At 64.6% G+C, this 24571-nt stretch carries 25 protein-coding genes; 17 read left to right on the forward strand and 8 right to left on the reverse strand.

The window, feature by feature from the left end; all coding sequences use genetic code 11:
- Nucleotides 1–62 precede the first annotated feature (62 nt).
- From I6F36_RS26605 to I6F36_RS26615, 3 genes are all read left to right on the forward strand, one after another.
- Nucleotides 63–1010, forward strand: coding sequence for an ABC transporter substrate-binding protein (locus tag I6F36_RS26605; protein ID WP_036023609.1), 948 nt, complete (start codon nt 63–65; stop codon nt 1008–1010).
- 150 nt (nt 1011–1160) lie between these two features.
- Nucleotides 1161–1628, forward strand: coding sequence for a MarR family transcriptional regulator (locus I6F36_RS26610; protein WP_225172487.1), 468 nt, complete (start codon nt 1161–1163; stop codon nt 1626–1628).
- A 67-nt stretch (nt 1629–1695) separates the two neighbouring features.
- Entirely contained in the window at nt 1696–3402 is a 1707-nt protein-coding gene (locus I6F36_RS26615; RefSeq protein WP_225172488.1) for an FAD-dependent oxidoreductase, read from the forward strand.
- Here I6F36_RS26615 and I6F36_RS26620 read toward each other — a convergent pair.
- The 3 genes from I6F36_RS26620 to I6F36_RS26630 all read right to left on the reverse strand — a co-directional run bounded on the left by I6F36_RS26620 (nt 3367) and on the right by I6F36_RS26630 (nt 7661).
- Nucleotides 3367–4902 (reverse strand): hypothetical protein, encoded by a 1536-nt coding sequence (locus tag I6F36_RS26620; protein WP_225172489.1) that lies wholly within the window; start codon nt 4900–4902, stop codon nt 3367–3369. The two genes, I6F36_RS26615 and I6F36_RS26620, sit on opposite strands and share 36 nt — an antisense overlap.
- 29 nt (nt 4903–4931) lie before the next feature.
- Nucleotides 4932–6107, reverse strand: a complete 1176-nt coding sequence (locus I6F36_RS26625) for a glycosyltransferase family 4 protein (RefSeq protein ID WP_109144259.1) — start codon at nt 6105–6107, stop codon at nt 4932–4934.
- Between the two features lie 207 nt (nt 6108–6314).
- Nucleotides 6315–7661, reverse strand: a complete 1347-nt coding sequence (locus I6F36_RS26630; protein ID WP_225141429.1) for a lipopolysaccharide biosynthesis protein — start codon at nt 7659–7661, stop codon at nt 6315–6317.
- 409 nt (nt 7662–8070) lie between these two features.
- Here I6F36_RS26630 and I6F36_RS26635 point away from each other — a divergent pair, with 409 nt between their 5' ends.
- Nucleotides 8071–9288 (forward strand): NAD(P)/FAD-dependent oxidoreductase, encoded by a 1218-nt coding sequence (locus I6F36_RS26635; RefSeq protein WP_225172490.1) that lies wholly within the window; start codon nt 8071–8073, stop codon nt 9286–9288.
- A gap of 20 nt (nt 9289–9308) precedes the next feature.
- Here the strand turns inward: I6F36_RS26635 and I6F36_RS26640 are convergent, their stop codons facing one another.
- On the reverse strand, nt 9309–10445 hold the full coding sequence (locus tag I6F36_RS26640; RefSeq protein ID WP_109144256.1) for a GNAT family N-acetyltransferase: 1137 nt from the start codon (nt 10443–10445) through the stop codon (nt 9309–9311).
- A gap of 162 nt (nt 10446–10607) precedes the next feature.
- Here I6F36_RS26640 and I6F36_RS26645 point away from each other — a divergent pair, with 162 nt between their 5' ends.
- Nucleotides 10608–10751 (forward strand): hypothetical protein, encoded by a 144-nt coding sequence (locus tag I6F36_RS26645; protein ID WP_157785990.1) that lies wholly within the window; start codon nt 10608–10610, stop codon nt 10749–10751.
- Between the two features lie 6 nt (nt 10752–10757).
- Here the strand turns inward: I6F36_RS26645 and I6F36_RS39735 are convergent, their stop codons facing one another.
- A complete protein-coding gene (locus I6F36_RS39735) occupies nt 10758–10880 on the reverse strand; it encodes a hypothetical protein (protein WP_260346694.1) in 123 nt (40 codons plus the stop codon).
- A 236-nt stretch (nt 10881–11116) separates the two neighbouring features.
- Between I6F36_RS39735 and I6F36_RS26650 the strand changes: the two genes are divergently transcribed.
- Both I6F36_RS26650 and I6F36_RS26655 read left to right on the forward strand, forming a co-directional pair.
- Nucleotides 11117–11377, forward strand: a complete 261-nt coding sequence (locus I6F36_RS26650; RefSeq protein WP_225172491.1) for a hypothetical protein — start codon at nt 11117–11119, stop codon at nt 11375–11377.
- 88 nt (nt 11378–11465) lie between these two features.
- Nucleotides 11466–12755 carry a c-type cytochrome gene (locus tag I6F36_RS26655; protein ID WP_225172492.1) on the forward strand — a complete coding sequence of 430 codons (1290 nt, stop codon included), beginning with the start codon at nt 11466–11468 and terminating at the stop codon, nt 12753–12755.
- A 30-nt stretch (nt 12756–12785) separates the two neighbouring features.
- On the opposite strand, the gene I6F36_RS26660 is transcribed toward I6F36_RS26655, so the two are convergent.
- Nucleotides 12786–14756: a 4Fe-4S binding protein gene (locus I6F36_RS26660; protein WP_225172493.1), complete on the reverse strand. Its 1971-nt coding sequence runs from the start codon at nt 14754–14756 to the stop codon at nt 12786–12788.
- Nucleotides 14757–14920: 164 nt separating this feature from the next.
- Between I6F36_RS26660 and I6F36_RS26665 the strand changes: the two genes are divergently transcribed.
- The 10 genes from I6F36_RS26665 to I6F36_RS26710 all read left to right on the forward strand — a co-directional run bounded on the left by I6F36_RS26665 (nt 14921) and on the right by I6F36_RS26710 (nt 24090).
- The gene (locus I6F36_RS26665; protein WP_225133610.1) at nt 14921–15661 is read left to right on the forward strand and encodes a biotin/lipoate--protein ligase family protein; all 741 of its coding nucleotides are present in this window, start codon (nt 14921–14923) and stop codon (nt 15659–15661) included.
- On the forward strand, nt 15658–16197 hold the full coding sequence (locus I6F36_RS26670) for a DUF6505 family protein (RefSeq protein ID WP_036005125.1): 540 nt from the start codon (nt 15658–15660) through the stop codon (nt 16195–16197). Before I6F36_RS26665 ends, I6F36_RS26670 begins: the two co-directional genes overlap by 4 nt.
- A complete protein-coding gene (locus I6F36_RS26675; RefSeq protein ID WP_036005122.1) occupies nt 16194–17201 on the forward strand; it encodes a DUF6352 family protein in 1008 nt (335 codons plus the stop codon). The genes I6F36_RS26670 and I6F36_RS26675 overlap by 4 nt, the downstream gene beginning before the upstream one ends.
- Nucleotides 17198–17713, forward strand: coding sequence for a DUF3305 domain-containing protein (locus I6F36_RS26680; protein WP_036005120.1), 516 nt, complete (start codon nt 17198–17200; stop codon nt 17711–17713). Before I6F36_RS26675 ends, I6F36_RS26680 begins: the two co-directional genes overlap by 4 nt.
- A complete protein-coding gene (locus I6F36_RS26685; RefSeq protein ID WP_225172494.1) occupies nt 17710–18333 on the forward strand; it encodes a DUF3306 domain-containing protein in 624 nt (207 codons plus the stop codon). The genes I6F36_RS26680 and I6F36_RS26685 overlap by 4 nt, the downstream gene beginning before the upstream one ends.
- 129 nt (nt 18334–18462) lie before the next feature.
- Nucleotides 18463–19242 carry a molecular chaperone TorD family protein gene (locus I6F36_RS26690; RefSeq protein WP_225172495.1) on the forward strand — a complete coding sequence of 260 codons (780 nt, stop codon included), beginning with the start codon at nt 18463–18465 and terminating at the stop codon, nt 19240–19242.
- 29 nt (nt 19243–19271) lie between these two features.
- Nucleotides 19272–19481: a twin-arginine translocation signal domain-containing protein gene (locus tag I6F36_RS26695; protein ID WP_036005112.1), complete on the forward strand. Its 210-nt coding sequence runs from the start codon at nt 19272–19274 to the stop codon at nt 19479–19481.
- Between the two features lie 14 nt (nt 19482–19495).
- Nucleotides 19496–22438 (forward strand): formate dehydrogenase subunit alpha, encoded by a 2943-nt coding sequence (locus I6F36_RS26700; RefSeq protein WP_158284415.1) that lies wholly within the window; start codon nt 19496–19498, stop codon nt 22436–22438.
- A gap of 13 nt (nt 22439–22451) precedes the next feature.
- A complete protein-coding gene (gene fdh3B, locus I6F36_RS26705; protein ID WP_225172496.1) occupies nt 22452–23048 on the forward strand; it encodes a formate dehydrogenase FDH3 subunit beta in 597 nt (198 codons plus the stop codon).
- Between the two features lie 40 nt (nt 23049–23088).
- A complete protein-coding gene (locus tag I6F36_RS26710) occupies nt 23089–24090 on the forward strand; it encodes a formate dehydrogenase subunit gamma (protein ID WP_036034896.1) in 1002 nt (333 codons plus the stop codon).
- A 15-nt stretch (nt 24091–24105) separates the two neighbouring features.
- Here I6F36_RS26710 and I6F36_RS26715 read toward each other — a convergent pair whose 3' ends face one another.
- Both I6F36_RS26715 and I6F36_RS26720 read right to left on the reverse strand, forming a co-directional pair.
- On the reverse strand, nt 24106–24306 hold the full coding sequence (locus I6F36_RS26715) for a hypothetical protein (protein ID WP_036023649.1): 201 nt from the start codon (nt 24304–24306) through the stop codon (nt 24106–24108).
- Between the two features lie 72 nt (nt 24307–24378).
- Nucleotides 24379–24531 carry a hypothetical protein gene (locus I6F36_RS26720; protein ID WP_156447252.1) on the reverse strand — a complete coding sequence of 51 codons (153 nt, stop codon included), beginning with the start codon at nt 24529–24531 and terminating at the stop codon, nt 24379–24381.
- Nucleotides 24532–24571: the final 40 nt, after the last annotated feature.

Below are 24571 nucleotides of genomic sequence, written 5' to 3' on the forward strand. Positions count from 1 at the left end.
AGATTCCGTTGCGGCAACTGGTCTGCCGCGCCGGGGACGAAGACAGACCAGGGAGGAAGTCCATGTTGAAGACGATCATGCTCGCCGGCGCCGCCATGGCGCTTGCCCTCACCACCGCACCATCCTTCGCCAAGGAGCTCAAGTCGATCGGCGTCTCGCTGGGATCGATGGGCAATCCGTTCTTCGTCGCGCTGTCGAAGGGCGCCGAGTTCGAGGCCAAGAAGACCAATCCCAACGTGAAGATCACGACGGTCGGCTTCGAATACGACCTCGGCAAGCAGGTCACCCAGATCGACAATTTCATCGCCGCTGGCGTCGACCTGATCCTGCTCAATCCCGGCGATCCCAAGGCGATCGGGCCGGCCATCAAGAAGGCGCAAGCCGCAGGCATCGTCGTCGTCGCTGTCGACACCGCGGCCGAAGGCGCCGATGCCACCGTGACCACGAACAACGTGCAGGCCGGCGAGATCTCCTGCCAGTACATCGTCGACAAATTGGGCGGCAAGGGTGACGTCATCATCGAGAACGGGCCGCAGGTCTCCGCCGTGATCGACCGTGTGGTCGGCTGCAAGAACGTGTTCGCGAAGAATCCCGGCATCAAGGTGTTGTCGAGCGACCAGGACGGCAAGGGCTCGCGCGAGGGCGGCCTCACCGTCGCGCAGGGCTATCTGACCCGCTTCCCCAAGATCGACGCCATATTCGCCATCAACGATCCGCAGGCGATCGGCACCGACCTTGCGGCACGCCAGCAGAACCGAACCGGCATGATCATCACCGCCGTCGACGGCGCGCCCGATATCGAGGCCGCGCTGAAAGATCCGCAGTCGCCGCAGATCCAGGCATCGGCGTCGCAGGACCCGTTCTTCATGGCACGGCGGGCCGTGCAGGTCGGCGTCGGCATTCTCAACGGCCAGAAGCCGGCTTCGACCGTCGAGCTGCTGCCGTCCAAGCTGGTGACCAGGGACAACGTTGCCGCGTACAAGGGCTGGACCTCGGATCGCTCGCAGTAAGGCATCGGGGCGTTCGAAGCACGAGAGCTGGCGGGTGGCGGTTCGATCGCGCCGCCCGCCGCCGATACCTCGCGTGCTCACCAGTAGCACGCAGCAATGCCTGTGCTAGCTTTCCACGATCTCGTTCGGTCGATTCGGAAAGCAGATCCGGTGAAATCCACGACGTCAGGCACCGCGTGGCGGCATGCCAATATCGGCCGCCTGCTCAATAACGCGGTGCGGCGCTTCGAAGGCCGTGTGCTCGAATTGATGACCGAGCGGGGCCACGACGAGACGCGCATCGCCCATGTCAGCCTCACGCGCAATCTGGACGTGGAGGGGACGCGGCTCACCGAGCTCGCCCGCCGCGCCTCCATGAGCAAGCAGGCGATGGGCGAGCTGGTCGACCAATGCGCCGCGCTCGGCCTCGTCGATCGCATCGCCGATCCGACCGACCGGCGCGCGCGCATCGTCGTGTTCACGCCGGCCGGACGTAAATGGCTCGATGCGTTCCGTGATGCCGTCGACATCGCCGAGCGGGAGATGCGCGTCGAGCTCGGCAAGGCCACGATGGATGCAATCCTGAAGGGGCTCGCGGTGTATGGCACGGAATCCGACACGCTCGATGATCCGGATTAGTCAGGCAGCTTGACGAAATAGTCAGGTGTCCTTACCATGCAGGTTGGTGTTGGTAGGGAGAAGCATCTTGGAAATTCGTCTGACGGCCGCGGTGCTCATCGTTGGCGGGGGCCCTTGCGGGCTGATGCTGGCCAACGAGCTCGGCCGCCGCGGCGTGTCCGCGATCCTGGTCGACGAAAAGCCGGGCACGGCCTTCAACCCGCAAGCCAATGCGACGCAGGCGCGCTCGATGGAGCATTATCGGCGGCTGGGCTTTGCCGACGAGATCAGGCGCGAAGGTCTGCCCGCGGACTACCCGACCGATGTCGCATATTTCACGCGCTATACCGGATACGAGCTGGCGCGGTTCGCGCTGCCGTCAGCGTCGCGGGCGGGTGAGCTGATCAAGGGCATGTCAGGCTCCTGGAGCGCGGCGGAGCTGCCGCATCGGGTCTCGCAGAAATATGTCGAGGCGGTGCTGCGCCGCCACGCCGAACGGCTGCCCGGAATCCAGCTCAACTACGGTCACCGGCTGATCGGCTACACGGAAAGTGATGACGGTATCGCCGGCAATATCGAATGTCTCGACGATGGCAGCCGCTTTCGGGTCCGCGCCGACTTCCTGGTCGGGGCCGACGGGCCGCGCTCGATGGTCCGGCAATCGCTCGGGATCGTCTATGGCGGCGAGAGCGGGACGCAGCGCGACTTCATGGGCGGCCGCATGCTGGCGGTCTATCTCCGCTCGCCCGATTTCTACGCGCGCGTTCCCCACGCGAAAGCGTGGATGTACAATTGCTTCAACGGCGACCGCCGCGCCTTCATGGCTTCGGTGAACGGCCGCGATGAGTTTGCATTCCACACCCAGTTGCGACCGGCCGAGGACGAAACTGCGATCACGATCAACCAGGCCAAAGCCGCGTTCCAGCGCGCCTGCGGTGCGCCGATCGATTGCGAAGTTCTGTCCTTCCTGACCTGGACCGCCGGTCACGCATTGGTGGCAAGCGGGATGCAGCGGGGCAGGGTCTTCCTCGGCGGCGACGCGGCGCATCTGTTCACGCCGACCGGCGGGCTCGGCTACAACACCGCCATCGAGGATGCGGTCAATCTCGGCTGGAAGCTCGCAAGCGTCGTCAAGGGCGTGAGCCCGGCGGCACTGCTCAATAGTTACGAGGTCGAGCGGCGTCCGGTGGCGCTCCGCAACACCGATCATGCGCGCCGCTTCGCCGATTCGCTTGGCCTCTTCGCGCCGGCGCCGGAGATCGAGGATGCCACGGAGGCCGGCCACAAGGCGCGGCGAATCGCGGGTGCCTATCTCAATCAGCACGCCCGTGCCGAGTTCAACATCCCCGGCGTCACCTTCGGCGGACGCTACGACGGCTCCCCAATCATCGTCCCCGATGGTAGCGAGCCGCCGCCGGATGCTGCCAACGTCTACGTTCCCACCGCCTCTCCCGGTGGCCGCCCACCGCATGCGTGGCTGGAGGACGGCATGTCGCTATACGACCAGTTCGGATTCGAATGGACCTTGCTTCAGTTTGGGGACGTCATGTCGGCCCATGCGTCATTCGCTGACACCATTCGCGCGATCGGGGCCGACGTAAAGCTCGTCACGCTACCCAGATCGTTGCGCGATCTCTATGAGGCGGATCTCGCCCTGATACGTCCCGACCAGATCGTGGCTTGGCGCGGCAACGCATCGCAGGCCGGAACGATCGCACGCGTTCTTAGCCGCGTACTCGGGCGCGAAGACGCGCGGCTGCTAGCCGGCGGTGGAGGGATTGGTTCGCGCAGGTGACACGGCCGATGGAATTGCGCTCGTAAAGAGACTGGTCTTGGGCTGGACGCGCGATCCGTCGATCAGCTCGAGCCGCCCGCAGCGATTCAAGGTGTGCAGCTTCCTGCCCGGCCATGCCGGTCCGGGTTTCAGAGTGTGGCGGACGACCTGCTTGAATACCGTCGGCGACAGCTCGACCACTTCCGCCAGGGCAAGCGCTGCGCCGTATCCGTCGGTGCAATCCTGGACCGGTCGCCACAGTTTGTCATCGAGCGTGACGAAGTTTCCTGCCGGCCGCGTGCTGGCGCGGTCGATCAAGACGGGATTGCTGGCGTGGGGAAGCCAAGGCCCCAAGAGCCGATCGGCGTAATAGATCGCCAGCGAATCCGAATAGCCACCCGTTCCGTCGCGCCAGGCGCCAAACAGATAATACAGGCCGTTGTGGCGCGTGATCGTGACGTCGGCCAGCTCGAGGCCGGAAAGGAGCGTTGCGTATCGCTCCCATTTGTCCGGAAACCGAGTGCATTTGTAGAGGGCGACGTCCCCGCGGGTCGAGCTCTCCGGGATCATCCACAGCTCGCCATCGTCCTCGATCAGGAACGGATAGGAGAGGTGACAGGGCTCCTCCAGCACCGGCGTCACCTCGCCGATCGGCCCCGCGTCGTTGAACGCGATCGCGGAAATGATACCTTTTCCGACACGGTGATCGAGATCCTCGAAGAAGGCGAAGGTCCGTCCCTGCCACGTGACGGGAAAGGGATCGGCGTAGAAGTGGTTTCCAGGATCTCCCAGAACGTTCCAGCTTGGACCTGACAGGTCTCCGGTCTGCCAGACGCCCGGGCCGTCGTTGAAGCGCCATCCGATATGCCAATGCGGGGCATAGCAGCAGAGGCGATAGATCTCCTTGGCGATCGATACGGCAAGGCCGCGCGCCACGTAGCCAACGGGTCCGCGGTGCGGGACAGTTGAAGCGGGGCGCGGCAGGTGCGGCACGATGCGCGGCCTTCCCGACAGGATCGCCGCCAGCATGGTGAGGGTCCGCGCCATGATCGTTTCGAGCGCACCACTGAGGCCCGCAGCAATCTCACCGGACGGATGGCCGCGGTCGAGGACCGAACCGTCGATCTCGTTGACGATCTCGATCACGGGCAGGTCGCCGGCGAGGATGGCGGCGAGCGCGGCATTTTCGCCTGCGACGCCGTTGAACAGCGGCCGCAGATACAGCCGGGCCGGGCTCGCCGGATCGCACGGGGCATTCGTGAAATCGACGATTACGTCGGCGGTGCCGATGCTGACCCGTGCTGGTTCGGAGCTGATCGTCAGCCTGTCGGCGGCGCTGTGCTTGCCCTTGTGCAACACGATGCGTTCGAGCTCGAACAGCGCATCGAGACCCGCCGGCCGCGGCTCCGCCGTTGCCGTCCATGCAACTTGCACCGGCATGTCCCGGCCGTCGACCGACAGCGTCCTGCGGTCCATCCAGCGCCGCGCATAGTCACGTTCACAGCGAAACTCGATGATCATGTCGAGCCAATCTGTTCCGACGTATCAGGTCAAACGACCCGGTCGAGAATCCGGACGTATTCCTCGACCATGGCATCTACCGAATAGCGCAGCCGCAGGCCTTTGGCGTTTTGTCGCAGCTCGTCACGTAATTGCTTGTCGGTTACCAGCCTGGAGACCGCCGCGGAGAGCTTCGCATGATCGGAGGCATCGACGAAGAGCGCCGTCGGTCTGCCCTCGTAGGACAATACCTCGCGCAGGACGGGAAGATCGGTCACGACGGAGGGAACACCGGCGTTGGCAGCCTCGACCGCGGCCAGACCGAAGGTCTCGGCCTGGGTCGGAAAGACGAACACGTCGAGACAAGCAAGGAAGTCCGCCATCCGGCCAGGAGGAATCTCTCCCAGCAAATGCAGACGGTCCGCGACGTTCAAGTCGTTCGCGAGCTGCCTCAGCCGGGCCTCGTCGGCTCCCTGGCCGGCCAGCGCAAGATGCCAGGACGGTTGATCCGGCAGCAGACCGATCGCCAGATCGAGCCGCTTATGCGGATGCAGCCGTGCCGCGCAACCGAGCAGGACGCGGTCCGGTGGCAGGTTGAATTGACCTCGTGCCGCCTCCTTCGACAGGGTAAGGGCCTTGTCGTCGAAGCCGTGCGGCACATGCACCATGCGCGACCGGTAGGCCGCGGGGTAGCGCGAATATTCGCGCTCCATGTCCTGCGAATTGAGCGTGATGCAGTCGAAGAAGCCGAGGCTGCCCATGGCGATGTCGGCGGTGCGGACCGGCCAGCTCATCGCCAGCGCGGATGAAACCTGATTGGCGACGACGGGTGCACGGCTGACGAGGCGCGTGACGCCGGCGCCGATGACGTTGCCGAAATGCTGGAAGGTCAGGACGGCGTCGGGCCTGGTGGTTCTGATGTGGCGGCCGAGCGTCCACAGCATCCGCAGCAGCGCCAGCGGATTGCCCGGCCGGCTCGGCGCGCAGTAGAGCGTGGCGGGCGGTTCGTCAAAGGAGTCCGATTTGCGGAAGAAGAACAGATTGGTGACCCGGTGACCGCGCGCGGTCAGCCCGGCGCCGAGCAGCCGCGAGATCTCCTGTGCACCGGCGTTCTCGGCCTGGGTTTGCGCAAGAAGCACGTGGAGTTTTCGCCCACTGCCGTTCGGCCGCGCAGGTGCCGTCGCGCTCGTCTCGTCCAGGTCTTTGTTCGGCTGATAATGGAGCACGGATCCCGACCCGCTAAAGCAACGAAATCTTCACCTTCTTAACTCCGTACCTATCATGCGGGCATCCCGCGGACACCGGCTAGCAACAAACGGAGTTAATGCGGCGCGGATGGCGACGGTGTCGTTGGCGCAGCATTTCCGCTGGTTCCCGGCTGGCGCGTTAACCAATCGGTCCTGCGCGTTCACCCCGGCGGCGCGTGCTGACACCTAGTCACGCGAGTCAGCGCTGCGAACGGCATAATTGCCGCGCCTCGATGCTGGGAAGCGCAAGAGCACCAGAACGGAAGGATCCACCCCGCTGCGCCGGCGGCAGAGGACGTTCAGGGCGATGGTCGCGAGCGCGAGCGACACGGTCGTCGAAATCGCCGCGCCAAGCACGCCGAGGAAGGGGACCAGGACGAGAAATCCGACGAGCCGCAGCCCGACGTTGGCAGCGACCACCGGCACATAGATTCGTTCATGACCGGTCAGCTGCAGGATCGCAGCAGCCGGGCCGCCCGCCGCCTGGATGGCGGTTCCGATTGCAAGCACGATCAGGACCGAATGCTGCTCGGCGAAATGAGGTCCGAACAGGTTGAGGAGATAGGGGCCGCCGATCCAGATCGTGGCGAGACCGGCGACGACGCAGAGCCCAGTCACTTCCGCCATCAAGCGCGAGGTCCGCTCGAACTCCCCGTGGTTCTTGCTGAAATAGAGCGACGGGAGCCGGCGCGCACCGAACGTGTAAAGCGCCGCGGACACCATGGCGAAAATGTTGGCGAGGCGCGAGGCGGCAAAGTAGATTCCCGCGGTCGTCGGATCCAGCATCCAGTAGACCAGAATGACGTCGAGATACTGATTGGCGACTTCGAGGATCGATGCGAGCCAGAAGTGCAGGGCACTTGATCGCCAGCGTGACGTCTCCGAACGCGCCGGCGTACTGCGCAGATCCGGCAGCACGCGCGCGACGGATACGATCTGCGCAACAAGGCCAACCGACATGGCGACCGTCATCGCCGCGAACAGCTCGGCCGGATCGAGTTGGCGATGGGCGAGCAGCATGACGAGCAGGAACACGACGACGAGGGCCCGCCAAAGGAACTCGCGGTTTCCTTCGCCCATGAGAATGCTGACCAGCGAGCGCGCGATTTGGCTGCCGAGCATCAATCCGGCATTGACGGCCGTGTAGGCCGACACCGCAAGGATCAGCAGCCACCAGTCGCCTCTCATGCTCGCGACGATCGCGATCCCGCCGATCACGATCAGCATTGCGACCGAGGCGATCTTCAAGCTCGATTGCAGCACGCCTTTGGTAAGGTCCGGCCTTTCGCCGACCTGATATTCGTTCAGGAATCGCACCAGCAGGGATTCCTGGCCGACCAGTCCCACGACGGCTGCGATCTGCGCGACCGACAGCCAGGTCGCAAAGATGCCGAAGCCGTCAGGCGACATCGTCCGCGCAGCCAGCGAGAACAACGCGAACGCGAGCACGCCGCTGCCGACCTTGAGCAGGATGGTCCCGGCAACGCCGCGCGTGACGTCGCGCCGCATGAACTGGAGAATGGATGCGATCATGGAAGGGTTAAGGGAGCCGCGCTCCCCTGACGAGACATGTTCCGATACCGGCGAGAACCTAGCATGTCGAGCAATCGCGAGTGTTAATGGACGAGTTGGAGGATTTCGGCGATCGCGGTGATACGGGTTGCTTCGTTCTGGAACATCGCTGTCTCCATTGTCCAACATCTGCGAGTTTCAACTCGCGCGACGGACGGCATAACGCCGCATCGACGACTGAGAAGGCGAGATCCGGGGCTCGCGTGCAGAATGGTTTCGGGACAGCAAGACGCGTGCCGCGGCGAGTCGGCGAACTGGGCACCTGCGGTCATTAACCTCAATCTCAGGAAATGTTCGCACCCGGCCCTGCGATGCGACATCAGGCGAGAGAATTGCACTGCAGACGCTGTTAACCGTGGGAGCCGGAGCCATGACGAGAACCGTGACCGAGCCGGTCGACGGGGACGAGACCGCAACCATCGACTCGGACGTCGCCATCGTCGGTGGCGGTCTTGCGGGATCGCTTGCGGCGGCCGTGCTGGCGCGGGCAGGGCGTCGCGTCGCTCTGATCGACAAGCGGGCAGTCCATCCGGATGAGTTTCGGGTCGAGAAGATCGGCGGCCATCAGCTGGAGCTGTTCGGTAAGCTCGGCTTTCTCGATGCGCTCGAAGATGTCGCGCGCCGATATGATCAAGTGCTCAACATCCGTGAGGGCAAGGTGGTCGATGTCAGCGTCGGCAGGGCTTACGGATTTGCCTATGCCGATCTCGTCGCAATGGCGCGTCGCCAGCTTCCGGATCCTTCCAACCTGATCGTCGACGAGGTCACAGCGATTGGCAGCAGCGGCGATGTCCAGCATCTCGAGCTCGCCTCCGGACGGCGCGCGGCGGCGCGCCTCGTCGTTCTGGCCACCGGCATGGCGGGAGCCCTGGGCTACAAGCTCGGCATCAGGCGGCGCGTGCTTGCCGAGCGCCATTCGGTGTCGTTCGGTTTCACGATCGCGCGCAAGGATGGCACCCCGTTCGATTTCGAGGCGTTGACCTGTTACGGCGAACGCACCGCCGATGGCATCGACTATCTCAGCCTGTTTCCCGTCCACGCCGGAATGCGTGCCAATCTCTTCATGTTCCGCGATCCGACCGATCCTGTTATGCGCGAGTTGCGCCGCGAACCGGAGGCGACAGTTTTGCGCCTGCTGCCGGGATTGCGGAGCTACCTCGGCGATTTCCGTGTGACCGATCGCGTCCAGAACTGGGTGATGGATCTGACCGTCGTCGAGGGGCACCTCCGGCCCGGAATCGTGCTCATCGGCGATGCGTTCCAGACCAATTGTCCTGCGGCCGGAACGGGCGTCGCCCGCCTGCTCGTGGACGTCGACCGTCTCTGCACCGAATATGTGCCGCGATGGCTCACGACTGCAGGCATGGGCCTGGAGAAGATCTCGCAATTCTATGCCGATCGCGACAAGATCGCGGCGGATCAGCAATCGCTGAAGATGGCACGCTTCCGCCAGGCGCTGACCTCGCGCAACGATATCGGCTGGGACGTGCGGCGACGGTTGCACTTCCTGCGGCGCAGTCTTGCACACCGCGTCGATCAGATGCATCCGGGCTGGCTTGGCCGCGTCCGCGGCGTATTGCGCGCCTGATCTCTGCGACCCCCCGCCGGTCAGCGCGTGGGCCTCGCGGTGTGGGCGGGCTGAACCTTCAAATCGGAGAGCCGCTTGGCCGCCAGCTTGAGCCAGGGCGCCTGCTTCAGCGCGAAGAGGGCGATCGCGCCTACGGCGCTGCCGACCTGCGTGACCTCCCACATCGGTGAAGCCTGTGCGCCGAACGATTTCTTGTATGGCTCGTCGCCGATGGTGAAGTCGAGCATCTGATCTCCGCGCTCGATACAATCCCGCGCCACTTGTTCGAACATCAGCGCGCCGATGGACTGGCTCTTGTAGCCGGCGATGTCGAAGGCGCTCATGATGACGAGGAAGCTGTCGCGGTGGCACAATCCGAGCACGGCGGCGATCACTTCGCCGTCCATCTTCATGGCATAGAGGCGAACGAAGGACCCGAGGCCCCGAAGGGCGACGTCGGAATAGAAGCCGTAATATTCGGGCCGCTGCAGCAGGTCTCCGTCGCCTTGTGCGTGAAAGCGCGGGCCGCGAAACTTCCTCATCACCTCCATCGTCTCGAGCACGGCGGCGCTGTCGCTGCAGCATGAGAAGCTCAGCGCGCCCTTCTTCTGCAGCTGGCGATATTTCTTGGCGAGCTCCTTCTGGTAGGAGCGATCCATCGCACTGGCCCGCCATTGCTCGTACGGCGCGACCAGAACCGTGGCATAAGCATTGGTGTTCATCGAGACACGGCGGGACGTGGCGAGGAGGTCCTCGATCGGAAGCCGTCCGTCAGGCAGCTTGGCCATTCGCAGCAGATCGAAGGGGCGGACAAGGCGCCGAATCTGCGCGCATGCAGCCGCATCATGGAGCAATTGCGAGAACACGTCCGGGCTGCAAACCGGTGCCAGATAGTCGGAAACGCGCAAGTCGGCGAACTCGATGGTCCGTATCGGACCGCGCCGGATCCGGAGCAGCGGCAGCACCATGGCAAGGGCGCCGGTGTCGCGGTAGCGCACCACGACGACCAGAGCCGTTGCATCCGTTTCCGGCGCGAGCCTGGTGTAGAGGCTATGCAACCAGACCGGATGCTGGAAGGCAGTGGCAGCCGAACGATCGAACAGCTCTGCATATTCCGGAGACAGAAAGTCGAACGACGGCTCGATGGCGATGTCGAACGTGTTGCTGGGCTTATTCATGCGCACAAGGAAACCGGATCATCCGCGAACGTCGTTCGAACCGTAGCTGCGCTTATACCAAGGCCGTTACAGGTCAGACACTGCCGCCGCGCGATTTGCGCCAATGCGTTCAACCATGCTCGTATGGTTACCAAATTCTGAAGCCGGAGGCGGAAATGGCGCATGGAGCGCACCTTGCGCGGCGCCATCGTCTGCATGGCGCAGGCAATGATCTACGATCCTCGGCTGCAGGAAGCTATGGTTCGCAAGGTCGAGCTCGTTCCCTCCGCTCCGATCCTCGGGCCGATCGGGCTCAAGCGCGAGTGAGACTTCTTAGAGCCGCACCCCGGTGGTGGCAAACGCGTGCGCGGCGGGCTCCTGCACGCGATCGAGGATCACCATCCCACCAACCGCGATCACCACGGCCGCGACGCAGCCAAGCAAAAAAGCCTTCATCCTCCGCCTCCCTCGATTGGACCACGCCATCTATACGACAGGGCCTGCGGCGAGCAAGCTCGTCGATCGCATCAGCCATCCGCCCGCTATGGGCTTTTGAACACGGGATCGGCGGAAAGACGCATCGCCCATCGAGCTAAGGGACCGGAGCTCGGTGCTGCTGCGCTGCACGATCCGGAAGGGATGCGGGTCTTGCAAGTTTTCTGCAGGCCTGGTGAGCGCATCGGAGGCTTGGCGTGAAATTACCGAGAACGATCCTGTGCTTCGCAGCACTTTGCTTTGTCGAGGGCGCCCTGGCCCAGCCGGCGCAAACCAACTCGCCGGCGGGGCAAACGCCTCCCGAGGACAAGGGCCAGCTCCAGCCGCAAGGTTGGACGGGTCCGATCAATACCGGCTCGGGTGGTGCGCCGCCCGAAAGCCCCCAGGGCCAGAGTCCGCCCGGAATGCAGCCCGCGCCGGAGGGGTCGTCCAAGACCACGACGGCACCGGCCAAGTAGACTGTTTCAAGTAGACCGTTCCAGGATATTCATTTCCGTTGCCTCTTCTGGCAATCTCGAGCGGGTGAATGTCAGCAGGCGGCCAGGAATGAACAGATCGGCTCTGTGCACGAAGGTGGCCGCATTGCTGTGGACCATCTTTGCCGCATCGACGGTGCATGCCGACATGGTCGGACACGGCGGCCCGATACGGGCTCTCGCCATTTCGCCCGATGACGACAGCCTTCTCTCCGGCAGCTTCGACACCTCCGTCATCCGCTGGTCGCTCAGGACAGATACGGCAGAGCACGTGCTGCGGTATCATGCCGATGGCGTCAACGCCGTCGCCTTTCTCAAAGACGGCCGCATGATCACGGCCGGAGCCGATGCGCGCATTGCGGTGTGGACGGCGGGCCGGCCGGAGCCGGACCGGGTGCTGGAGGGACATGTCGCACCGATCGCGGCGCTTGCTGTGTCGTCCGATGGGACGCTTCTCGCATCGGCGTCATGGGACCAGACAGTGCGGCTCTGGTCGCTGTCGGACGGCACATCCCGCGTGCTCGAAGGGCATACGCAGAACGTCAATGGGGTCGCTTTCCTGCCGGACGGCAGGCTCGTCAGTGTCGGCTACGATCTTGCGCTGCGCATCTGGCGTTTGCCGGATGGCCAACCTGACATCGTGACTTTGCCGGCGCCGCTGAACGCGGTGGCTGTCGCGCCGGATGGTGAAATCGTCACGGGCGCGGTCGATGGCAGGCTGCGCATGCTGACAACGGACGGCAAGGTCAGCGGCGAGGTCGCGGCCAGTCCGACGCCGGTGGTGGCCTTGGCCATGTCGGCGGACGGTGCGCTGGTCGCTGCGGCCGGGATCGGCGGCACGGTGGCGATCATCGATCGCAAGTCGCGCAACCTGCTGCGCACCCTGGTTGGGCCCGGGCTGCCGGTGTGGGCGGTCGCCTTCCTTGCCGATCGCGAGACACTGATGACGGGTGGTGCGGACGGCAGGATCAGGCGCTGGAATGCCCGCACCGGCAATCCCATCGGTTCAAGCCTGGTCGGCACACCGGCCGACCCGCTTGCGGCCTATGCCGGCGATCACGGCGCCGATGTGTTTCGGGCCTGTGTTGCCTGCCACACGCTCTCGGACAAGGAGGTGCAGCGCGCGGGTCCCACACTTGCGGGACTCTACGGCCGCAAGATCGCTTCGGTGCCGGGATATCGCTTCTCTGATGCACTGAAGACGATGGACATCGTCTGGACGCCGGAAACCGTCGCACGATTGTTCGAAATCGGGCCGAATGCCTACACCCCCGGCACCAAGATGCCGGAGCAGCGCATCGGCTCGGCCGAGGACCGGCGTGCGCTGACCGAATTTCTGGCCCGCGCGACGTCGAGATGATTGCCTTGCGCCGATTCGACGGCGTCCGCTTTAGTCCTTGCCATTGCGTTCGCGGAGATAATCATCCGTTGTTCGCGGCGGCGTTCGTTCCGGAACGCCCTTGAACGGATCGAATTGCTGTTCGCTCATGACCACGACGCGGCAGTCCGCGCACATCCTGAGCGCCTCGATTCGCTTGTCGCCGGCCGGATACATCCAGTGCCGGCCTTCGAGCTTGGCGGCGATGCGGTCGATCGTGCTCTTGACGCCGAAGGGCGTGCCGCAGCGGACGCAGAGCGCGGGCTCCTCTTCCTTGATGACAACGGCGGGCGCGCGCGCCGCCCGGAAATCGATCTGCGGCTTGAGGCTGATGACCTTTTCCGGACAGGTGCTCTGGCACAGGCCGCACTGCACGCAGGCATCCTCGATGAATTTCAGCACCGGCCGCTCGGGATCGTCGCGCAATGCGCCGGTCGGGCAGGCCGAGACGCAGGACAGGCACAGCGTGCAGCCATCGGCCTCGACGCTGATTGCGCCGACCGGCGCACCTTGCGGCAGCGCGATGATGTCGACCGGCTGCGGCGCCAGCCGATGCAACTCGCTGAGGGCAAACCGCAAGAGGTCGCGCCGCTTGCCGACGGTCTTGAAAGTTGCCGGCGTCGGGACCGCGGCGAGCGTGCCGATATCAGTCAAATGCGCGCCGAGCGCGTCGGGATCGTCGGTTTCGATGGTGGCGAGGCGACGGCCCGCAAATCCAAGGCCGCCGAGGATCGCCTCAGCCATCGCGATCGTCTGCGTCAATCCGGTCACGTCGTGGCGCGGCTTGCCACGGAGCAGGAAGCGCACGGCAGAGACGCCATAGGCAAAGGCGCCGACGATCGCCTCCAGCCCAACCTGCGTGAGCTCGTTGACGGCAAAGGGAAGCACGTTCGCCGGCAGGCCGTCGCCATGCCGCGCGAGGGCGTCGATCAACGGCGTGCCGTGCGGGCTGTCGTGAAAGAGCAGCACCGCATTCGCGCCGCCGGCCTCGCGATAGGCGAGCAGCATGGCGCGAAGTTTATGGAGCTGCGTATCGGCGGGCGGCAGCGCGTAGGAGACCGCGCTGGTCGGGCAGGCCGCCGCGCATTGGCCGCAGCCCGCGCAGATATTCGGATCGATTGCGATATGATCGCCGACGGGCGTGATCGCCCCGGTCGGGCAAAGATCGAGACAGCGATGGCAGCCCGTACGCTTCGAGCGCGAATGGGCGCAAAGCGCCGGCGCAACCTCGACATATCTGGGCTTGTCGAAGCTGCCGACGAGATCGCGCGCGGTCAGCACCGCGCGCAGCACCGCGGCGGGATCTTTCGTGTCGGCGCGGAGATAGCCGTCGCGCAGGTCGTGGGCGGGAAACATTGGCAGACCGCCGGAAAGATCGAGCACGATATCGCAGCGCGAGGTGACCCCGCTTCGCGGCGAGTCGAGCACGAAGCGATCGCGCGAGGAGGGGCGGGGACGCGCATAGTCGTCGATGACAAGCTCGAACGCGCCGAAATGTCCCTTCGCGGAGCGGATCGTGCCCTTCACGATCGGGAACACCGTGGCAACCGGCGGCACCGTGTCATCGAGCTGCTTCAGCATCACGGTGACGTCGAGGTGATCGGCAAGCAGGCGGCCGGCCTCAATCGCGGCCTCATCGCGCCCGTAGATCAGGATGACGCCCTCGCTCGACAAGGTGACGAGCGGATAGTCCGGGGCGGGGATGGAGGCGGATGCGAGCAGGGCGGCCATTTTTGCGCCGGCGTGCGCGCCGTCGCGGGACCAGCCGGCCGTCTCGCGGATATTGACGAAGCCGATCGCGTCAGGCCGCTCGCCGGCCTCGTCCGAAAATTGCGCCGCCTGCTGCGTGCAGGCGACCGTCAACACGCCTTCTGTCGCGGCCATGTTGCGGAAATGATCGAGCTCCGCCCCGCAGAGGTGGCGGAAGCTCTTGACCTCGCTGTTCGGACATGCGCGCCGGATTGCAGCCACGTCGAGGCGCATCGTGTCTTCGCACGAGCAGATCAGGATGGTCTTCGACGGCTGCTCCAGGTTAACTCCTCCGCCTTTCGGACGACGACGACGGACTCGCGCCGGCCCTTCGCCTCGTATAGACATTATCCATCGGGAAGAAAAGGAAAGCGGAGGACGGTCTGCCGTCGATCCCAGTGAGCCATGTTTCCACGGCGGAACCGATCCACCTGCCGCCGCCGTTCACATTGGTGCGATTGCGCGAGAGCGGCGACGCTTTTGCCCATGCATGCCGCATCGCACCGGAGAGCGGCGCCGGAACGCTCGTCTATGTCGGCCGCTTCGACCTCGCCGAGTTCGCCGTGGTGCTCGAGCCGGCCGAGCCGTTGCGCAGCGCGCGGCGTGCGTTCTACGCAGGCATGGTCGCGCTCACCGACGCGCTTCGCGCCTATGCACCGCCGAGCAAGCCGATCACGATCGGCTGGCCGGATGCGGTCAGGATCGACGGGGGGCTGGTCGGCGGCGGACGGATGGGTTGGTGTTCCGGAGCTGACGAGGACGCGCCGCCGCCCTGGCTGGTCTTCGGCGCGATGATACGGACGGTTGCCATGAATGATGACGATCCAGGCGTCCACCCGCTGGCCTCGGCGCTTGACCAGGAAGGCTTTGGCGAGGCGGGCGCGGCGCAGATCACGGAAAGCTTCGCCCGGCATCTGATGCTGGCGCTGGACGGCTGGCGGGTCGACGGCTTCGACAGCGTCGCGCGCGACTATCTCACGCGGATGCCGCGTGAAAGGCAGACGATACAGCGCATAGATGATTGCGGCGACCTCCTGACGCGCCGCATCGGGACGGAGACGATCGAACGAAGCGACCTGGTCCGGGCGCTCGCGGTGCCGTCCTGGCTCGATCCGGCCCTCGGAGGACCGCGCCTGTGAAACTCCTGCGCACGATCGCGCTCGATCCCTCGGACACTTTCGTGTTCGACGTGGCGGCAGAGCCGGGCGAATGGGCCGTTTCCGGCGCCTTCCGCTTCTGGGATTGCGATGGCGCGAAGCTCGAGGGCAAGGCCCGCGCGGCGTTTCGCGGTGGGTTCCTCGGGGTGCAATCCTGGGGCTGGTCGACGCTGGCGCAGATCGTTCCGGCGACCGCGGACGATTACCACGGCCTGGTCGATCTGCTGGCGAGGCAATTGGTCGATCGTTTCGGCGCGCCGGATATGGCGGCGGCGAAAACGGCGGCCGAAGAGGAGGTCGCTTTTGCCCAGTCGCTCTGCAGCCATCCCATCAGCTCGCTTATTGCAGTGCACCGCACCTCGAGCGACGGGGAGGTCCGCGAGTCGTTCCGCCGGCTGCAGCTTCGGGAAGGCCAGGGGCATGGCAAGGCGTTCTCGTTCATCGAGATGGAGGACGACGTCGAGCCGGACGGCGATCTCAGGCTTGCAGATCTCGGCCGGGAGCCGACCGTCCGATGAACGATTTCTGGATCTCCTGTGGTCACCACCTGCTCGATCGCGACGAGGGCGGCGGCCTGCGTGTCACGGACGAATTTCTCAAAGCCTATTTTGCCCGTCCCGAGCTGATGCCGCCGGACGACGCGTGCCCGGTCGAACGCCGGCTGCATCGCGATCTGCTCGCCGACCCGCGCCAGGCCGTCGGCGCCGGCGAGATCGCCGCGATTGCCGATGCTGATGCCAGGGAGAATTGGCAGTTCGTGCTGGCGTTCCGCGATCTTCTGCTGCGGCATCCGACGCTCGAAGCGGCCTATCTTGCCTGGCTCCGCTCAGGGGCGAACGATCTGCCGCCGCTGTTCGTCAACCAGCTCGTGCACGTCATCCTGCGCAACGCGCTCGACGGCTGCGACGACCCGTTCGTGCTGCGCGCGGCCGAATTGTTCTTCCGGATCCAGCGCGTTCTCCCACATGAGCACGCTTTGTTGCTGGGAGACGAGGAGGTCGTCGGCGGCCGGAGCCCGACCCCGGTGCTCTCGCTGATGTCGATGCTCGGCGCCACCACCGATGCGGTGGTCGAGGTGTTGGGCGAGGAGAATGCCGAGGCCTATTGGCACCGGAGCGACCAGTTCGACATGGCCCTCGACCTGACCGCCGACGGCCGCGGACCTGTAGCGCTGGCGCAGGCGATGACGCGTTGGGTCTCCCATCTGCTCGGCATCGATGTCGTGATCGAGCCGCTACGGGCGCTGCACGAGGCGAAGCTGAGCTGGTATGTCGGGCTCGATGCCGATGCCACGAGGCTCGGCGACCGTCTGTGGCACGGCGAAGAGCTCGGCGAGCGCGACGCCGATCGCGTGCTGGCGCTGTTCCGGCTGACGTTTGCGGATTCCAGCCGTGCCCTCGACGATGTCGGGGATGAGCCGGTCTACCTGATCCTGTCGATGACGGCGGATCAGAAGCTGCGGATGAAGCCACAGAATCTGCTGACCGGATTGCCGGTGAAGCGGCTGGAGATGGCGACATGAGCCCCGCGGCATTGCCGTCCCTCTCGATTGCCGTCGGCGTCGTAGTCGAGCGGCGCAAGGCCGACTCGCCTTGGGTCGATTTCATCTGGCGCGGAATTGCTGTCCTGCCGGACGAGCCGTCGACCGAGCCATGGACCGTGCTTCGCGAGCAGGACGGCACGACCCTGTTCTATGCCGGAAGTGCGACCATCGATCTCTATCCGTCGGAGACGGCGCGCTATCGCGACAATCTCGCCTCCGGCGGTCCGAGCATCTGGGTCGTGTTGTCGCCTGCGGAAGGCGTCTGGCCCTATGCAGTCACCGCGGTGACCGCCGACCCCGCCGAGGGCGAAGGCTTTACCGAAGCCGCCGACAATCTCGTCGAGGCCGTGCCGATGCCGGAAGTGCTGCGCGAGGCGATTGAAAGCTTCGTGGCCGAGCACCATGTCGAGCGCGAATTCGTCAAACGCAAGCGGCGCCGTGCCGATCCGGAGGCGCTGGCGCGGCGCGAACATGAAGGCGGAAAGGAATGAGTGAGGAGGACTTCCTTGCGCGTTGGTCCCGCCGCAAACAGCAGTCGCGAGCGGAGCCGGCGAAACCTGCCCCGGCGCAGCCGACGCCGCCGTCCGAGGACAAAGAGGACGAGACGGAGTTCGATCTGTCGAGCCTGCCGTCGATCGACGAGATCAATGCTGCCACCGACATCACGGCCTTCCTCGGCAAGGGGATTCCTCGCGAGTTGAGCCTTGCGGCTCTTCGCCGCGCTTGGGCGACCGATCCCGCGATTCGCGACTTCGTCGGGCTCGCGGAGAATGCATGGGACTTCAACGACCCGACGGCGATGCCGGGATTTGGCCCGCTGGATTGTTCCTCGGAGGAGCTGGCCGCACTGGTCGATCGCATTGTCGGCGGCGTGCGCGAGGCGGCCAAGTCTGCGGCCCAGACTCTTGCCGAGGCGTCGATCGAAACGGCGGATTCTCCGGCGGAATCGCATCAAGCCGATGTGGCACTTGTTTCCAATGTCGTCGAGCCGCCCGATGAGACGCAGCACCTGGCAATCCCTGCTGCACTGCAACCGACAGTGGGTGAAAGACCTGCGGATTCTGCAGAGCCTGTGAGGTCCCGCACGCATGGTGGTGCACTGCCGCGCTGAACCACGACCAAAGACTATAGGTACAGGCTATGGCAGGCGATTGACCGTTGCTGGAACCCGGATTACGCTACCTACTGCTTTGTAACAAAAGCGATAATCAAGCAGACGGGACTGGGATGGGAGGTCCACGTGCGCGATGACGGACTTGATCGAGCGATCGATGCCGCAGGCGGCATCGCTCAGCTTGCACGCAAAATAGGCATCAGCCAGCCCTCCGTCTCGAATTGGACCCGTGTGCCCGCACAACGGGTGGTTGCAGTCGAAACGGCGACCGGCGTCTCCCGAAACGATCTGCGGCCCGATCTTTACGGTGAGCAAGCCGGCTCCGCCGAGCTCGTCGATCCCATCGATGCGGCGCGCGCGCAGGAATACGTCTTGCTCGCGGCGCTGCTGTCTGCGCCTCCGTCGAAGCGCCTGCTCGATCAGCTCGCCGCGCTCAGCGGAGACGCGACGCCGCTCGGTCGCGCGCATGCGGCGCTTGCCGAGGCCGCCTCGAACGCCGTCCCAGCGAAGGTCGAGCGGGAGTATTTCGATTTGTTTGTCGGGCTCGGCCGCGGTGAATTGCTGCCCTATGCTTCCTATTATCTCACGGGCTTTCTCAACGAACGGCCTTTGTCGCGCCTGCGCGGCGACCTGATGACGCTCGGCATCGAGCGTATCGCCAACGATTCCGAACCCGAAGATCACGCTGCCATCCTGTGCGAGATCATGTCGGGCCTTGCCGATGGCCGCTTCGATGCCTCACACGAGGCGCAGCGCGCCTTCTTCGAAAAGCACGTGTCGCCATGGATGGGGCGGTTGTTCGCCGACATCGAGCACGCGGGGACTGCCCGTTTCTATCGCGCAGTCGGCGCGCTCGGCCGCACTTTCATCGAAATCGAGACGGAAGCATTTACATTCGCCAGCTGACCGAGGCGCTTCGGTCCGGGAGAGATGCGATGAGTGACGAGACGAAAGCAAAGGTCGGACGCCGCGATTTCCTGCGCAAGGTCGGCTTGGGTACCGCCGGTGCCGGCGCGGCGCTTGCAACACCGTTGGTCGGGTCCGCCCAGGCCGACAGTGAAACCAACGATGAGAAGCGCAAGGCGCGCTACAAGGAATCCGATCACGTGAAGACGTTCTACCGCGTCAATCGTTATCCGGCCTGAGAGGGAGGCTGCCCGTGCTTATCAAGCGAACACACCAGCGTTCCGATCGCCGCGGTTCCGTCGCCGAATCCCTTGCGGGGCAGGGCGGGGGACTTGATCGCCGCACATTCCTGCGCAAATCCGGTCTGGCCGGCGGCGCGCTCGCCGCGCTCGGGGCCATGCCGGTCGGCAACGTGCGAAAGGCGGAGGCGGCCGCCGCCGGCCCGCTCGCGGCCGGCGCCACCGTCAAGAAGAGCATCTGCACGCATTGTGCCGTGGGCTGCACGGTGACGGCGGAAGTCCTCAACGGAGTCTGGATCGGGCAGGAACCGAGCTGGGATTCGCCGATCAACCGTGGCTCGCATTGCGCCAAGGGCGCCTCGGTGCGCGAGCTCGTGCACAGCGATCGCCGCCTGCGCTATCCGATGAAGCTGGTGAACGGGCAGTGGACGCGCGTGTCGTGGGACACGGCGGTGAACGAGATCGGCGACAAGCTGCTGCAGGTTCGCGAGAAGTCGGGCAGCGATTCGGTCTATTGGCTCGGCTCGGCCAAGATGACCAACGAAGGAGCCTACCTGTTCCGCAAGTTGGGCGCGTTCTGGGGCACCAACAACACCGATCACCAGGCGCGGATCTGCCACTCCACCACCGTCACCGGCGTCGCCAATACCTGGGGCTACGGCGCGATGACGAACAGCATCAACGACATGCGCAACTCCAAGACGATGCTGTTCATCGGCAGCAACGCGGCGGAAGCGCATCCGGTCAGCATGCAGCACCTGCTCGAATCCAAGGAGCTCAACAAGGCGAATTTCATCGTCTTCGATCCGCGCCTGACCCGCACCGCGGCACATGCCACCGAATATGTCCGCATCCGTCCCGGCACCGACATTCCCGTGCTCTACGGCATGATGTGGCACATCCTGAAGAACGGCTGGGAGGACAAGGAATTCATCGCCCAGCGCGTCTACGGCTTCGACGACCTGCGCAAGGAGGTCGAGAAATGGAATCCGCAGGAGGTCGAGCGCGTCACCGGTGTGCCCGCCGCGCAGCTCGAGCGCGTCGCCAAGACATTCGCGACGGTCAAGCCCGCGACCATCATCTGGTGCATGGGCCAGACCCAGCACACGGTCGGCACCGCCAACGTGCGGGCGAGCTGCATCGCGCTGCTGATGACGGGCAACGTCGGCAAGGCCGGGGCCGGCGCCAACATCCTGCGCGGCCATGACAACGTGCAGGGCGCGACCGATGTCGGCCTCGATATCGTGACGTTGCCGTTCTATTACGGCCTCGCGGAGGGCGCCTGGAAGCACTGGTCCCGGGTCTGGGAGGTCGACTACGACTATCTCGTCTCGCGCTTCGACGAGAAGAAGCAGATGGAGACGCCAGGCATCCCGCTGACGCGCTGGTTCGATGCGGCGCTGTTGCCGAAGGCCGACGTCGCACAGAAGGACAACGTCAAGGCCGTGTTCGTGCAAGGCCACGCCAGCAACAGCATCACGCGCATTCCCGAATCGCTGAAGGGCCTGAAGGCGCTGGAGCTGCTGGTGATCGCCGATCCGCACCCGACCACCTGGGCGTCTCTGGCGGTCGAGGCCGGACGCAAGGACGGCGTCTATATCCTGCCCGTGGCGACGCAGTTCGAATGCGCGGGATCGCGCGTCGCCTCCAACCGCTCGATGCAATGGGGCGAGCAGATCGTCAAGCCGATCTTCGAATCCAAGGACGACCTCGAGATCATCTATCTGCTGGCGAAGAAGTTCGGCTTCGCCGACAAGATGTTCAAGAACATCAAGGTCGAGAACAACCTTCCGGTCCCCGAGGACGTGCTGCGCGAGATCAACCGTGGAAGCTGGTCGACCGGTTATTGCGGCCAGTCGCCGGAGCGCATCAAGGCGCACATGAAGAACCAGCACAAGTTCGACCTGGTGACGATGCGCGCCCCCAAGGACGATCCGGAAGTCGGCGGCGATTATTATGGCCTGCCTTGGCCGTGCTGGGGCTCGCCCGAGGTGAAGCATCCCGGCTCGCCGCTGCTCTACAACAACAATCTGCACGTCATGGACGGCGGCGGCGCATTCCGTCCGCGCTTCGGCATCGAGCGCGAGGAGAAGCTGCCCGACGGCACGACGCGCAAGGTCAGCCTGCTCGCCGACAAGTCCTTCTCCAAGGGCTCGGAGATCGAGGACGGCTATCCCGAGTTCACGCTGGCGAGCCTGAAGAAGCTCGGTTGGGACAAGGATCTCACCGAGGCCGAGATGGCGACGATCCAGCGGGTCAACCCGGCCAATCCGGATGCGGTGTCCTGGGCGCTCGACCTCTCCGGCGGCATCCAGCGCGTCGCGCTGAAGCATGGCTGCGTGCCCTTCGGCAACGGCAAGGCGCGCATGAATGCGTTCGGTCTACCGGATCCAATCCCGGTGCACCGCGAGCCGATCTACACGCCGCGCGTCGACCTCGTCGAGAAGTATCCGACGTTGCCCGATGCCAAGCAGTTCCGTCTGCCCAACATCGGCTTCTCGGTGCAGAAGGCGGCGGTGGAGAAGGGGATCGCCAAGCAGTTCCCGCTGATCCTCTCCTCCGGACGTCTCGTCGAATACGAAGGCGGCGGCGAGGAAACCCGCACCAATCCGTGGCTCGCCGAATTGCAACAGGACATGTTCATCGAGATCAGCCCGGCTGATGCCGCCGATCGCGGCATCAAGGACGGCGGCTGGGTCTGGGTGAGCGGCGCTGAGAACAACTCGCGGGCCAAGATGAAGGCGATGGTGACCGAACGCGTCGGCAAGGGCGTCGCCTGGATGCCGTTCCATTTCGGCGGCTGGCTCGGCGGTAACGACCTGCGCAAGAACTATCCTGCCGGCACCGATCCGATCGTGCTGGGCGAGAGCGCCAACACGATCACGAGCTATGGCTACGATCCTGCAACCGGCATGCAGGAGCCGAAGGTCACGCTTTGTCAGATCGTCGCAGCCTGAGAGGAGCACGCACATGGCTCGGATGAAATTTCTCTGCGACGCTGATCGCTGCATCGAGTGCAACGCCTGCGTCACCGCCTGCAAGAACGAGCACGAGGTGCCCTGGGGCATCAACCGGCGGCGTGTCGTCACCATCAACGACGGCAAGCCGGGTGAGCGCTCGATCTCGATGGCCTGCATGCACTGCACGGACGCGCCCTGCGCGGCGGTCTGTCCGGTGAACTGCTTCTACACCACGGCCGATGCCGTGGTGCTGCACTCCAAGGACCTCTGCATCGGCTGCGGCTATTGCTTCTACGCCTGTCCGTTCGGCGCGCCGCAATATCCAAAGGTCGGAAACTTCGGCTCCCGGGGCAAGATGGACAAGTGCACCTATTGCGCCGGCGGCCCTGAGGCCGACGGCAGCAAGGAGGAATATGCGAAGTACGGTGCGAACCGGCTGGCCGAAGGCAAGCTGCCGCTGTGCGCTGAGATGTGCTCGACCAAGTCGTTGCTTGCGGGCGACGGTGAGATCATCGCACAGATCTACAAGGAGCGCGTCACGAAGCGCGGCTATGGCTCGGGTGCATGGGGCTGGAAGACCGCTTATCGCGAGGCGATCGAGTCCTGAGGTGGCAACAGAAGGGCGCGCAAATACCGGGGAGGACGTGATGGCGTCATTTGGAAGGTTCATTCGCCTGGCGTTCGGCGTTTGCACGCTGCTTCTCTTGGCGATGGCGGCGCCTGCGAGTGCTCAGCAGGTCAATCCGACTGCAAGCTCGGTCAAGGAGCAGCAGCTTCTGCAGGAGCTGAACCGGATTCAAGGGCGTGTCAGCATTCCGGATCAGCGGTCCGGCGTTCTCGAGCAGCCGCAGGGGCGGGAATGGCGGGAATTCCGCATGGTGACGCTGCCCTGGATCGGCGGCGTTGCCATCATCGGCATGATCGCCCTGATCATGATCTTCTATCTCACCCGCGGCATGGTTCGGCTGGAAAGCGGCCGCTCGGGCCGCACCATCGTGCGCTTCAACGGTTTCGAACGTTTCGTGCACTGGATGACGGCAACCTGTTTCATCATCCTGGCGATCTCCGGCCTCAACGTCACCTTTGGCCGGCAACTGCTTTTGCCGCTGATCGGTTTCGAGGCCTTTTCCGAATGGTCGCAATGGGCCAAATACGCCCACAATTATCTGAGCTTCCCGTTCACGCTGGGGGTCGTGCTGATCTTCCTGATGTGGATCGGCGGCAATATCCCCAATAAGGTGGATATCGAATGGGCCAAGCGGGGTGGCGGCCTGATCGGGCATGACCATCCACCGGCCAATCGCTTCAATGGCGGCCAGAAGATGATCTACTGGATAGTCGTGATCGGTGGTGGGCTCGTCGCGGCGAGCGGCTATGCGCTGATGTTCCCGTTCTACGGCACGGGTATCGAAAGCATGCAGATGGCCCAGATCGTCCACTCCATTGTGGCGGTCCTGTTCGTCGCGGCGATGATCGGGCACATCTATATCGGCACTATCGGCATGGAAGGTGCGTTCGCGGCCATGGGCTCGGGCGAAGTCGACGTCAACTGGGCGCGCGAGCACCACAGCCTCTGGCTCGACGAGCAGATGGCGCGAACGGGACCGAACGACGGGCAGCGGCAACCTGCGACCGCAGCGGCCGAATAAAGCGAGCCTGCCGGCCTACCGCAGCTCTTTCGCAAACAAGACGGAGCGGTCCTGCAGCTCCTGCTCGGGAAGCTTGTCGGCCCGTCCCGTCTGCATATCTTGAATGGACGCCATGCCGGGCTGACCGAAATGAGGCACTGGATGCGGCCTGAACACGCTATTGGCCGCACCGGCGAGAAGCATGGCTGCGATTAGCGAGAGCATGAGGAGTTTCATGCGCGTCTCCGTCTGCCATCTCCACCCGGCACGATGAATACATCGGGATCGTCGAATCGGATGTGAGCGGCTTCACAGCAACGGGTTCCAGTTGCGTGGGTCGAGCTCCCCCTGACGACCGTCAACTTCGGCGTCAAACTGGATATCTGCTTGCCAATGCGAGCGCCCATCCCGCATCGGCGCGGTGATCCCGCTGACGCGGAATTCCTCCATCAGGCCCGCCATTTGGCTCGCATTCCGTCGGCTCGTCAGGGGGCAGACCGAA

It is taken from the genome of Bradyrhizobium sp. BRP19, from assembly GCF_020194195.1.
GTDB classification, from domain to species: domain Bacteria; phylum Pseudomonadota; class Alphaproteobacteria; order Rhizobiales; family Xanthobacteraceae; genus Bradyrhizobium; species Bradyrhizobium yuanmingense.